This window comes from Corynebacterium aurimucosum ATCC 700975 (assembly GCF_000022905.1).
In the GTDB taxonomy this organism is placed as follows: domain Bacteria; phylum Actinomycetota; class Actinomycetes; order Mycobacteriales; family Mycobacteriaceae; genus Corynebacterium; species Corynebacterium aurimucosum_F.
Window position 1 is genome coordinate 2,456,459 of the sequence record NC_012590.1, and the last position, 12,110, is coordinate 2,468,568.

Consider the following 12,110-nt stretch of genomic DNA (forward strand, 5'->3'; position numbering starts at 1 on the left):
CCTTAGGCGCGTAGTATCGTCGGCATGCCTTCATTGAATTCTGTGTCTATTCCCACCTCGCTCCTGGAGTCCCCCTCCTTCCAGCTGGAGCGCCTCCGCCGCCGCACCCGCGAGGGCGTCGAGGCCGCGCTGCAAACACAGAAAACCACTCTGCGCGAGTACTGGGTTCTCACCTGCCTCGTTGCGGAAACCGCGTCCTCCCAGTCCGCACTGTCGGAAACCTTGGCCATTGACGCCTCCGACATGGTGCGCCTGCTCGATTCCCTGGAGTCTCGCAACTGGGTCAAGCGTGAGCGCGATGCCAAAGACCGGCGCCGCCAAATCATTGCCTCCACCAAGAAAGGCGTAAAGGCGCACAAGGAGCTCACCGTTTTGGTAGCGAAGGCCGAGGACGAAGCCCTCGACGCGTCCACCAACAAGCAGCTCAAGCACCTGCGCAAGCTCGCCACCGCCATTATCGCGGCTGACGCACCGGCTGATGCGGAAAGCAGTGATGCTTAAATGACGGAGCCCGATAACCTTCCTAGTACTGGGGGCCGCCACGCCCTCCGCACAGACGAGCCCGAGGCCCCGGCGATGCCCGAGGTCCCCGAACACTACCTGCTAGGCTCCGAGGCTGCCCCCGCGCGCACCCTCTGGGATATCGTTCAAACCACCGCCGAGCACTACCCTGATGCCGCCGCCCTGGACGAGGGTGAAATCCTGACCTACGCCGAGCTGCTTGCCGACGTCTCCGCATGGGCCACCGAACTCTACGCCAGCGGAGTGCGCCGCGGTGACCGCATCGGCATCCGCATGACCTCCGGCAAGCGCGAGCTCTACCTGGCCATCCTGGCCACGCTCGCCGCCGGCGCGGCCTACGTGCCCGTCGATGCTGACGACCCCGATGAGCGCGCCGAGATGGTCTTCGGTGAGGCCGATATCGATGGCGTCTTCACCGACGAAGGTTTCCGCATGCTGCGGGAAGGCGGGGCGGCGCGCCCCACGTTCGATGAAAAGGACGAGCGAGACGGCGCACCTTTCGAGGAGCCGCGCCCCGAAGACACCGCGTGGATCATCTTCACTTCCGGCTCCACTGGCAAGCCCAAGGGCGTGGCCGTGAGCCACCGCTCCGCGGCCGCCTTCGTTGACGCCGAGGCTGCCCTCTTTCTGGTGGATAGCCCGCATGGCCCCCTCGGCCCGGACGACCGCGTCCTCGCTGGCCTTTCCGTGGCCTTCGATGCCTCCTGCGAGGAGATGTGGCTGGCTTGGGGTCACGGTGCCTGTTTGGTCCCGGCCCCTCGCTCCCTGGTGCGCTCCGGGATGGACTTGGGTCCCTGGCTGATTCGCCGCGACATCACGGTGGTCTCCACTGTGCCGACCTTGGCCGGCCTCTGGCCCGCCGAGGCCCTAGACAACATCCGTCTCCTCATCGTTGGCGGCGAGGCCTGCTCCCAGGAGCTCACGGACCGCCTGGCCACCGAAGACCGCGAGATGTGGAATACCTACGGTCCTACCGAGGCCACCGTCGTGGCCTGCGCGCAGCGCATGCTGCCAGGCAAGCCTGTGTCGATTGGGTTGCCGCTGAAGGGCTGGGACCTGGTGGTCGTCGACAAGCACGGCGTCCCCGTAAACATCGGTGAGGTAGGCGAACTCGTCATCGGTGGTGTGGGCCTGGCTGCTTACCTGGACCCGGTGAAGGATGCAGAGAAGTACGCGCCGCTGGAATCGATGGGCTGGGAGCGCGCCTACCGCACCGGCGACCACGTGCGTTTGGAAGAGGATGGCCTGTATTTTGTGGGCCGCGTCGATGACCAGGTCAAGATTGGTGGCCGCCGCATTGAGCTCGGTGAGGTGGAAGCTAACGTTGCCGCGTTGCCGAACGTATACAACTCCGCCGTGGCCGTGCAGAAGACACCGGGCGGCGAGTCCGTGCTCGTCGGCTACGTCTCCCTGGATGACCCGGATGCCGGCTTCGACCACGAGGCCGCGCATGCCCGCCTGGCGGAGACCATGCCGGCAGCGCTCGTCCCGCGCATCTGCGTCATGGAGGAGCTGCCGATTCGCACCTCCGGAAAGGTGGATAAGAAGGCCCTGCCGTGGCCGCTGCCGGGAGTGGGAGTGGAGGCAGACGGCCTCAACCCCACCGAGCAGTGGTTGGCGGAACTGTGGGTGGACACCCTGGGTGTTTCCGTCGAGGACGTCAACGCAGACTTCTTCTCCCTTGGCGGCACCTCGCTGGCCGCGGCGACTTTGGTCGGCCGCATCCGCGAGCGCTTCCCCACCGTGGCCGTACGCGATCTCTACGACCACCCGCGTCTGGGCTCCCTGGCGGAGCAGCTTGCTGGTGCCGAGTCTGTCGAGGACGCCGGACCCGCACGCGAGGTGAAGCCCGTCGGCGCCGGCACGCGCATCGCGCAAACACTCATCCAGATCCCCGTGATGACGCTGGCCGCCACGACGTGGCTGGCCTGGCTGCTGCTGAGCTCCAACCTGGCGAACCTGCTCGGTGTGGAGTGGGCCATGACCACGCCATGGTGGCTGGTCATTCTTCTCCTCGTCATCTTTGTCACTCCCATCGGCCGCATCCCCATCGGCGGTTTCGGCGCGCGGCTGATCACCGCCGGGATTCAACCCGGCGACTATCCGCGCGGCGGATCTACGCACCTGCGTATTTGGGCAGCGGAGCGCTGGGCAGATGCTTCTGGCTCGCGCTCGATTGCGGGTGCCACGTGGGTCAATAACTATGCCCGCGCGCTGGGAGTGAAGATGGGCCGCGGAGTGGACCTGCACTCGCTGCCGCCTGTGACTGGCCTGCTGACCTTGGGCAAGCACGCCGCGATTGAGCCCGAGGTGGACCTTTCTGGCTATTGGCTCGACGGCGATATCCTGCGGGTTGGCGCCATCGAGGTCAAGGAAGGTGCCCGCGTGGGCGCGCGCTCGACGCTGCTTCCGGGCACCGTCGTGGGCAAGGATGCCCACGTCGAGGCCGGCTCCACCGTGACTGCCCGCAAGAAGATTAAGGACGGCCAGCGCTGGTCCGGCTCTCCTGCCAAGAAGGTGGGCCGCTCCAAGCACCGCTTCCCATCACACGCGCCGAAGCGCCGCCCGTGGTGGGTGGCCATCTACGGCGCCACCTCCATCCTGCTGGCCTTCCAGCCCATCGTGGCGCTGGCCGTGGGCGCGGCCGTGGTCGTCGCTCTCATCGCGCTGACCGAGGGCTCTGCCTTCGTCGGCTCCATCTTCTTCGCACCGCTGGGCGCGCTTGCCGCATTCGCCACCTTCATGCTGCAAACCTGGCTGGGCGTGCGCATCCTGTCACTGGGCATCAAGCCCGGCGTGGCACCTGTGCGCTCCGCCAAGGGCTGGCGCCTGTGGGCCATCGAGCGCCTCATGGACGAGGCCCGCACGCAGCTCTTCCCCATCTATGCCTCGCAGCTCACTCCAGCGTGGCTGCGTTCGCTGGGTGCGACGATTGGCAAGGACGTGGAGATTTCCACGGCCGTCATGGTGCCCAAGCTCACTGAGGTCAAAGACGGCGCCTTCCTGGCGGATGACACCATGATCGGCGGCTATGAGCTCGGTGGCGGTTGGATGCTCACGGGTGAGACCAAGGTGGGCAAGCGTTCCTTCGTGGGCAACTCCGGCATCACCGGCCCGGGCCGCAAGCTGTCGAAGAACTCGCTGGTTGCCGTGCTCTCCTCGACGCCGAAGAAGACCAAATCCGGCGCCAACTGGTGGGGTTCTCCGCCGGAGCGCATGCGCCGTGTTGAGGCCCACGTGGACGGTGTGGAGGGCGAATCCCTCACCTACAACCCAGGCTTTGGGGTCAAGGCCGCGCGTGGTGCGATTGAGACCATGCGCCTGCTGGCGCCGATGACCTCGGCCATGCTGCTGGCAGGCACTTTGGCATCGCTTTACGCGCTTGCCGACGCCCTCGGCATCGCCGCCGCCTGGGCCCTCGGCGGCCTCATCCTCATGGTGGCGGGCGCTATCGCCATGACCATCACCGTGGCGGTGAAGTGGATCTGTGTGGGCACGCAGACCGCTGGCGACCACCCGCTGTGGTCCGCCTTCGTGTGGCTCAACGAGCTGCAGGACACCTTTGTTGAGGCGGTTGCCGCACCGTGGTTCTTTAGCCACACCTATGGCATGGGTGAAATCAACCAGGGCCTGCGCGCGCTGGGCGTGACGATTGGCCGCGGCGCGTGGATTGATTCTTATTGGTTCCCAGAGACGGACCTATGCTTCGTGGGCGAAGGCGCATCCGTTGGCCCCGGCACCGTGGTGCAAACGCACCTCTTCCAGGACCGCGTGATGAGCCTGGACACCGTGACCATCAAGGCCGGAGCTACCTTGGGCTCGCATTCGGTGGCGCTGCCCGCCTCGGTCATCGGCAGCGTGGCAACGGTGGGCCCTGGCTCCCTGGTGATGCGCGGCGACCAAGTCCCGGGCAGCTCCGAGTGGCAGGGCAACCCGATTGAACCGTGGAAACACTAGCTAGGTGGAAGCACTAGCTAGATAGAGAAAGAGGCGGCCAGGAAACCTGGCCGCCTCTTTCTTTATGTATGCACGAGCCGCAAATGCGCGGTCGGTGCGTGGTGCTTAGTCACCGATCTGGTCGCGCCCACGCTTGACGATCTTGTCATCTACCTGGTCAACAAGCTCATGGTCCTTGTTGGTGTACTCAAACTTGGAGAGCACGTAGCGCATCGCGTTGATGCGGGCACGCTTCTTATCGTTGGACTTAATGGTGATCCACGGAGACTCTTCAGTATCCGTGTAGCGGAACTGCTCCTCCTTGGCGCGGGTGTAATCATCCCACTTATCTAGGGATGCCAAGTCCATGGGCGAAAGCTTCCACTGACGGACGGGGTCGATCTGGCGAATAGCAAAGCGGGTGCGCTGCTCCTTGCGGGTCACGGAGAACCACAGCTTGGTGAGCGAAATACCAGAGCCCAGAAGCATATTCTCCAGCATCGGCACCTCACGCAGGAACTCTGCGTGCTGGGACTCCGTACAGAAGCCCATGACGCGCTCCACACCGGAGCGATTGTACCAGGAGCGGTCAAAGAAGACGATTTCACCGCCAGACGGGAAGTGTTGAATATAGCGCTGGAAGTACCACGAGGTGGACTCGCGCGGGGATGGCTTCTCTAGCGCTACAGTGCGTGCACCACGCGGGTTGAGGTGCTCGTTGAAGCGTTTAATGGTGCCGCCCTTGCCCGCGGCATCGCGGCCCTCAAAAAGGATGATGTGGCGCTGGCCGGTTTCCTTGGTCCAGTTCTGCCACTTCAGCAGCTCGATCTGCAGGGCACGCTTGATGGACTCGTACTCATCGCGCGTCATGCGCTCTTCGTAGGGGTAGTTCTCGCGCCAGGTCTCGACGGGCGAGCCATCCGGCATGATGAGCGAAGGATCATCTTCATCAGAGTCATCGACGACGTAGCCGTCGGTCTGCGCAAGGTCGATCTCGGGGAGTTCGTCGTCTTTAATGTCAGCCATACTTTTAGTTTAACCCGAACCAACACCGCAAGTGCCCTAAACCTTCGCAGTTACCCCTTCCCTCAAAACGGCAGTCAAAACAAAAAGAAGGCCCACCGAAACGGTAGGCCTTCTTGCTTCAGTGAGCTTTAAAGCTCAGAGCTGCAGGATGTTCTTAAACGAACATGCCGATCAGCTGGGAAGCGCCCTTAGCGACCTGAACCAGCGGCTGCATGATAGCGGCGATGCCGGAGAAGTCGAGAGCAATTGCGGAAGAAAGGTTGAAGGCATCAAACAGAACGGAAGACATAGATTCTCCTATGATGAATTAGTAGGGGATGGGGGTAAACCCGATTATTACTTGCTGCTCAGTAGAGCGGAAGAGGTGTTGGAGAAAGCGTCGCCAACCTCGTACTCGCCGCCCTGAAGACCGAAGAAGATGTCAACAGCGTTGTTCAGAACGGTCGGCAGGTTAGCGGCAATCTTACCCCAGCCTTCCCAGGTGTTAACGAAGTTGTCCAGGTGAGTCTGAACGAGGGAGAGATCCATAATTGAACTCCTATTTTAGGTCCGAAGCTATTCAGTGCCCCAGAGGGGTTTGCAGTTTGCAGACACCCTCAGTGGGCGTCACAAGAAGTATTTTGACACAAGATGACAACAAATCAAGTTCTTTTGGGCCACAAGTTTCGCCAATTCTAAATCTCGGCAATCCATATTCAAGCGCTCCATCGCCTTCCCGCCAACGGAGTGCACAATTTAAAAAGCGTTCTAGCTGGGCCTTTAGGAAAGCCACAGGAATAAGTAATGGAAAACTCACGACATTGCGTAACGTTTTTCGCTCTAGCAAGCGATAGCCTTTAGCCATCCTCTTTCAACCGCATCACTTTCTGTCGAAAATAATTCTTGAAGGAACACCCCCATCTGGGGGTTTAGAGTTAATGGTGGGACGCTTGTTACTAAAGGGAGTGGGGCCGCACTCCTCGCCGTGATCTATATGATGAGGTGCAAATCTCTCATATTGATACCGAAAAGCCCTCTACAGGCACACCTGAAGAGCGAAGTGGCCGAGACACGCCGAAGCGCCCCCCAAACAGCGTTTATCGCCATTTGTGGGGCGCTTCAATTCCTTGATGGTTCGGCTCCATCGGCTGCCGCTAGGGCGACGTACGGGGCCTTCAGGAGGCTTAGAAGCCCATACCGCCCATTGCGTCAGCATCCGGCATGCCAGCGCCTGCACCGGCCGGCTCCGGCTTATCAGCCACAACCGCCTCGGTGGTCAGGAACAGAGCCGCGATGGACGCAGCATTCTGCAGTGCGGAACGGGTGACCTTAACCGGGTCGTTAATACCTGCAGCCATCAGGTCCACGTACTCGCCAGACGCAGCATTGAGGCCCTGGCCAGCCGGCAGGGAGGCGACCTTGTCAGCGACAACGCCCGGCTCCAGGCCAGCGTTCTGAGCAATCTGCTTCAGCGGAGCAGACAGCGCCTCGCGGACAATCTTGACGCCGGTTGCCTCATCACCGGTGAGGTCGGAGAGGGAATCCAGAACCTCGGCAGCCTGCAGCAGAGCCACGCCACCACCGGCGACGATACCCTCCTCAACGGCAGCCTTGGCGTTGCGCACGGCATCCTCGATGCGGTGCTTGCGCTCCTTGAGCTCGACCTCGGTAGCAGCACCAACCTTGAGAACTGCCACGCCGCCGGCCAGCTTGGCCAGGCGCTCCTGCAGCTTCTCGCGGTCGTAGTCGGAGTCGGAGTTCTCGATCTCGGCGCGAATCTGCTTGATGCGGCCGTCGATCTGCTCCTGGGAGCCAGCACCCTGAACGATGGTGGTCTCATCCTTGGTCACGACAACCTTGCGGGCCTGGCCGAGGTACTCGATCTCAGCTGTCTCCAGGGAGAGGCCGACCTCCTCGGAGATGACCTGGCCGCCGGTGAGGATAGCCATGTCCTGCAGGGTGGCCTTGCGGCGGTCACCGAAGCCCGGAGCCTTCACAGCAACGGACTTGAAGGTGCCGCGGATCTTGTTGACCACCAGGGTGGACAGGGCCTCGCCCTCAACATCCTCCGCGATAATCAGCAGCGGTTTACCAGTCTGCATGACCTTCTCCAGCAGCGGAACGAGGTCCTTGATGTTGGAGACTTTGGAGGAGACCAGCAGGATGTACGGATCCTCGAGGACTGCCTCCTGGCGCTCCATATCGGTAGCGAAGTAGCCAGAGATGTAGCCCTTGTCGAAGCGCATACCTTCAGTGACCTCAAGGTCCACGCCGAAGGTGTTGGACTCCTCAACGGTGATAACGGAGTCCTTGTTTACGGAGCCGTTGCCCACCGTGTACATAGCCTCGGCGATCTTCTCGCCGATTGCCGGGTCAGCGGCGGAGATACCTGCGGTGGTGGCGATCTCTTCCTGAGTCTCTACTTCCTTTGCGGAGGAGAGCAGGGAATCAACAACCTTCTTGGTGGCGGCCTCAATGCCACGCTTAATGCCCATCGGGTTGGAACCAGCGGCTACGTTACGCAGGCCCTCACGCACGAGAGCCTGTGCCAGAACGGTAGCGGTGGTGGTGCCGTCACCGGCAACGTCATCAGTCTTCTTGGCTACTTCCTTGACCAGCTCAGCGCCGATCTTCTCGTACGGGTCCTCGAGCTCGATCTCGCGCGCGATGGAGACACCGTCGTTAGTAATGGTCGGGGCGCCCCAGGACTTCTCCAGGACGACGTTACGACCCTTGGGGCCGAGGGTGACCTTGACGGCATCGGCAAGCGTGTTGAGGCCACGCTCGAGGCCGCGACGTGCCTCTTCATCGAAGGCAATGATCTTTGCCATGTGTTTGTGCTCCTTAAGCTTTGTTGAGGACGACACTCACGTCTGATCTATGACGGACGCCCGCGACGGCACGGCTGGCGAGTGTTCTCCAGCCCCAACCACATAGATGACTTTGTTTATTTCTGGCACTTGCCATGTGGAAGTGCTAGCGACCATTCTGGCACTCAGGCCTACCGACTGCAAGGTTCAACACGAACGCTATAAGCGAACGGGCGGTGCTTTCGCACCGCCCGTTAAGACGAACCGCCCATTAGATCGAACTGCTCATTAAAAAGAACCAATCACGCTGTCTTAAGAAGCAGCCTTCTTCGCCGTCCACTTATATGCCGCAGCGATACCGCCAACAAAGAGGATGACGCCAACGAACTTGGCTGCCGTTCCGCCCTCGAAGATCTCCAGCGGGGAGTCGCCGGCCGAGGCCGCAATGATGCCCGCGTTGACCACACCGAAGAGGGACTCACCCACGATGAGGCCGGTGGCCAGCAACGTACCCATGCGCTTTACAAAATCCGGCTTGGACTGGCGTGCCGCCCAACGGTTGTAGAAGTAGCCCAAGAAGGCACCAATCGGCACCACAATGGTGATCGCCGCCGGCAGGTACATGCCCATGCCCACCGCCAGCGGGGACAGGGAGTACTTGTCGGTGAAGTGGCGCAGGCACTCATCCACGATGATGATGACGGCACCAATCGCCGCGCCCAGACCAATGAGATCCCACGGCAGCGAGCTATCAAAAATACCGGAAGCCACCGAGGACATTAGTGCAGCCTGCGGGGCAGCCAGTGCATCCTCGCCAGCGCCCTCCATGCCCTGGAAGCCAAAGCCGGTGAGCATGACCTGCAGAATCGGCGGAATCACCAAGGAGCCGAAGAGAACACCGATGATGAGCGCTACCTGCTGCTTCCACGGCGTCGCACCAACCAGCTGACCAGTCTTGAGGTCCTGCAGATTGTCATTAGAAATAGTCGCAATGCCGAAGACGATGGCCGCGGTAAACAGCGTGTAAGCCACCAGCGAGAGCGGCTCTGCATCCGTGCCGCGGGTGACGGCAGCAATCAGCAGCGCAGCGGCGATGACCGCGATGATGCCGATGGAGGAAATCGGCGAGTTAGACGCACCGATGAGGCCAGCCATATAGCCGCACACCGACGCGATAACGAGGCCCACCAGCAAGGTGAAGAGCACGGAGACCGTAATCAGCACGCCCATGTGGTCGTGAATATCGGTACCGCGCACGAAGTTCCACAGCAGAAGTCCAATCGGAATCATCAGGACCAAGATGGTGCCGATGACATAGGGCGCTGGAATATCGCGCTCCTCTACTGCCACCTGCTGGCCATCCTTGCGGTTGCGGGAGGAGGCGAAGGACTCAGCCATACCCTTGGCAATTGGGCCCGTAATCTTAATCAGCGTCCACACGGCCGCGATGGCCATGGTGCCCACGCCGATGAAGCGGATCCTATCGGAGAAGACCGTATCCACGGTCTCCATGATGGCAGCCGGATCGCCCAGACCCTCACCACCGGTGAGGATGGGCAGCAGGATGAGGTAGGAAATGACCACGCCGACGAGCATGGCGATACCGACGGCCAGACCCACGAGGTGGCCCACGCCGACCAGCGCCAGCGAGAGGGAGGTGCCCAGCGTCGTCGCGCCCGAGCCGAATTTGAAGTAGGTCGCCACCTCAGAGGCAGCCGCCTTCATTGCCGCCAGCAAAGCCATGAACGCGGAGAGGATGCCACCGAAGACGATGACGCGCAGGCCCTTCGCGTTTTCCTCGTGGGCGGCCTCGCCGTCCTCACCGGAGCTATCGCCCACCTTGAGGACCTCGGCCGCGGCCACGCCCTCCGGGTAGGGCAGGTCCGAGCCCGTCACCAGCGCGCGGCGCAGCGGGATGGAGTACATCACGCCGAGCACGCCACCGATGGCGCACACCGCGGCGGTATCAACGAAGGAAAAGCCCTGCCAATAGCCCACCATCACCAGGCCTGGGAGCACGAAGATGATGGCGGACAAGGTACCGGCTGCGGACGCGATGGTCTGCACAATGTTGTTCTCTTTAACGTTGTGCCCGGCAAAGCGGCGCAGCACCGCCATGGAAATCACGGCGGCAGGAATGGACGTGGCAAATGTCAGGCCTACTTTGAGGCCGAGATACACGTTGGCGGCAGTAAAGATCAGAGTGATGAGTCCACCGATAATAATGCCGCGCAGCGTGAGCTCGCGGAGCGTGGACTGGGAACCTTCGGCGGTCGTCGTCGCCATGTCAGGTCCTTTCTAAGGAATAGTTACTAGAACCCGGAATATATTACTCCCTACTTGTTGATAGACCGATTCGGGGATACGAGTAGGTTGGAGGGCATGACCAAGATTTCTGAGTTTGTCAGCAACGACCGCGATACCATTTTCCAGCAGCTCAAGGAGCTCGTCTCCTTCAATTCCGTCCACAACGAGCCAGGTCTAGAGGAGCAGACCGCGAAGGCAGCGGAGTGGGTTCACGCCGCGCTTGTCGACGTCGGCTTCACCCCCGAAGCCATCACCACCGCTGATGGTTCCACGGCGATCGTCGCCAAGCGCCCCGGCAAGGAGGGCGCGAAGACGGTGCTGCTCTACTCGCACTATGATGTCGTGCCTGCCGGCAACCCGGAGGCCTGGGACTCCGATCCTTTCACCCTAACTGAGCGCGATGGCCGCTGGTACGGCCGCGGCGCTGCGGACTGCAAGGGCAACGTTGCTATGCACCTGGCGGCCCTGCGCGCGCTCGACGCGAACGGTGGAACCGACCTAAACCTCACCGTGCTTATCGAGGGCTCCGAGGAACGTGGCGGTGAGGGCCTGTCCGCGCTCATCGAGGAGCGCCCGGAGCTCTTTGCTGCCGATGCCATCCTCATCGCCGATGCCGGCAACGCCAAGGTGGGTGTGCCAACGCTGACGACCTCCCTGCGCGGCGGCTCCCAGATCAACGTCAAGGTCTCCACCCTCCATTCTGCTGTGCACTCCGGCCAGTTCGGCGGCGCGGCTCCCGATGCCGTCAAGGCGCTCATGCGCGCGCTGGATTCCCTGACGGATGAGTACGGCCGCACGACTATCGACGGCGTCGATTGTGCGGGCACCTGGCCTCTGGCCGAGGGCCAGGACATTGCCTACAGCGAGGAGAACTTCCGTGCCGACGCGCAGATGCTTGAAGGCACCGAGGTGATGGGCGCGAAGGTTCCGGCTGGTGCCACCGCCATCGCGGATATGATTTGGGCCCGCCCGGCGGTGACGGTGACCGGCTTTACCTCTACCCCGGTGGCCGAGGCCGTCAATGCCGTGCCCGCTACCGCCGAGGCCAACATCAACCTTCGCACCCCCGCCACCATGGATCCCCGCGCCACCGCGGAGGCCGTGGCCGAGCACCTGAAGAAGCACGTTCCGTGGGGCGCGCACATCGAGGTCACCATCCTGGAGGCCAACCTGGGCTTCGAAACCGATCCGGAAAAGCCCGCCGTAGCCCTGCTCGGCGAGTGCCTGGGCGAGGCCTACGGTTCCGAGACCATCACCCAGGGGATGGGCGGCTCCATCCCGCTGACCGTGGAGTTGCAGGAGAAGCACCCGAATGCCGAGATTGCGCTCTTTGGCGTCGAGGAGCCGCAGTGCACGATCCACTCCGCTAATGAGTCAGTCGACCCGACTGAGATTGAGAAGATTGCGATCGCTGAGGCTCTCTTCCTCCAGCGTTTCGCTTAGGCGACACGATCCCTGCCCGGCCGAGCGATCCGCCGGGCAGGGATCGTCTTCTTTTCAATTGGCCGCTTGGCGACGTGGCGGAACGCC

General features: G+C 62.1%; 8 protein-coding genes. 3 read left to right on the forward strand and 5 right to left on the reverse strand.

The window, feature by feature from the left end; all coding sequences use genetic code 11:
* Positions 1 to 24: 24 nt before the first annotated feature.
* Both CAURI_RS11830 and CAURI_RS11835 read left to right on the forward strand, forming a co-directional pair.
* Complete coding sequence (locus CAURI_RS11830) at positions 25 to 501, forward strand: MarR family winged helix-turn-helix transcriptional regulator (RefSeq protein ID WP_012715321.1); 477 nt, start codon at positions 25 to 27, stop codon at positions 499 to 501.
* Positions 502 to 4,479 (forward strand): Pls/PosA family non-ribosomal peptide synthetase, encoded by a 3,978-nt coding sequence (locus CAURI_RS11835; RefSeq protein WP_010188790.1) that lies wholly within the window; start codon positions 502 to 504, stop codon positions 4,477 to 4,479.
* 105 nt (positions 4,480 to 4,584) lie between these two features.
* Here the strand turns inward: CAURI_RS11835 and ppk2 are convergent, their stop codons facing one another.
* From ppk2 to CAURI_RS11855, 5 genes are all read right to left on the reverse strand, one after another.
* Positions 4,585 to 5,484: a polyphosphate kinase 2 gene (gene ppk2 / locus CAURI_RS11840; RefSeq protein ID WP_010188788.1), complete on the reverse strand. Its 900-nt coding sequence runs from the start codon at positions 5,482 to 5,484 to the stop codon at positions 4,585 to 4,587.
* A gap of 154 nt (positions 5,485 to 5,638) precedes the next feature.
* Positions 5,639 to 5,773, reverse strand: a complete 135-nt coding sequence (locus tag CAURI_RS14200; RefSeq protein WP_010188786.1) for a hypothetical protein — start codon at positions 5,771 to 5,773, stop codon at positions 5,639 to 5,641.
* Positions 5,774 to 5,820: 47 nt separating this feature from the next.
* Positions 5,821 to 6,012 carry a hypothetical protein gene (locus CAURI_RS11845; protein WP_010188785.1) on the reverse strand — a complete coding sequence of 64 codons (192 nt, stop codon included), beginning with the start codon at positions 6,010 to 6,012 and terminating at the stop codon, positions 5,821 to 5,823.
* A 635-nt stretch (positions 6,013 to 6,647) separates the two neighbouring features.
* Complete coding sequence (groL, locus tag CAURI_RS11850; protein WP_010188783.1) at positions 6,648 to 8,294, reverse strand: chaperonin GroEL; 1,647 nt, start codon at positions 8,292 to 8,294, stop codon at positions 6,648 to 6,650.
* Positions 8,295 to 8,585: 291 nt separating this feature from the next.
* On the reverse strand, positions 8,586 to 10,559 hold the full coding sequence (locus tag CAURI_RS11855) for an OPT family oligopeptide transporter (protein ID WP_010188781.1): 1,974 nt from the start codon (positions 10,557 to 10,559) through the stop codon (positions 8,586 to 8,588).
* A gap of 96 nt (positions 10,560 to 10,655) precedes the next feature.
* Between CAURI_RS11855 and CAURI_RS11860 the strand changes: the two genes are divergently transcribed.
* On the forward strand, positions 10,656 to 12,023 hold the full coding sequence (locus CAURI_RS11860) for a dipeptidase (RefSeq protein WP_010188779.1): 1,368 nt from the start codon (positions 10,656 to 10,658) through the stop codon (positions 12,021 to 12,023).
* Positions 12,024 to 12,110 lie beyond the last annotated feature (87 nt).

Excerpts from the sequence above, each read along its gene's own strand:
- CAURI_RS11860 (WP_010188779.1), top strand. The coding sequence starts at position 10,656 with ATGACCAAGATTTCTGAGTTTGTCAGCAACGACCGCGATACCATTTTC.
- CAURI_RS11845 (WP_010188785.1), bottom strand. The coding sequence starts at position 6,012 with ATGGATCTCTCCCTCGTTCAGACTCACCTGGACAACTTCGTTAACACC.
- CAURI_RS11855 (WP_010188781.1), bottom strand. The coding sequence starts at position 10,559 with ATGGCGACGACGACCGCCGAAGGTTCCCAGTCCACGCTCCGCGAGCTC.
- groL (WP_010188783.1), bottom strand. The coding sequence starts at position 8,294 with ATGGCAAAGATCATTGCCTTCGATGAAGAGGCACGTCGCGGCCTCGAG.
- CAURI_RS11835 (WP_010188790.1), top strand. The coding sequence starts at position 502 with ATGACGGAGCCCGATAACCTTCCTAGTACTGGGGGCCGCCACGCCCTC.
- CAURI_RS11830 (WP_012715321.1), top strand. The coding sequence starts at position 25 with ATGCCTTCATTGAATTCTGTGTCTATTCCCACCTCGCTCCTGGAGTCC.
- ppk2 (WP_010188788.1), bottom strand. The coding sequence starts at position 5,484 with ATGGCTGACATTAAAGACGACGAACTCCCCGAGATCGACCTTGCGCAG.
- CAURI_RS14200 (WP_010188786.1), bottom strand. The coding sequence starts at position 5,773 with ATGTCTTCCGTTCTGTTTGATGCCTTCAACCTTTCTTCCGCAATTGCT.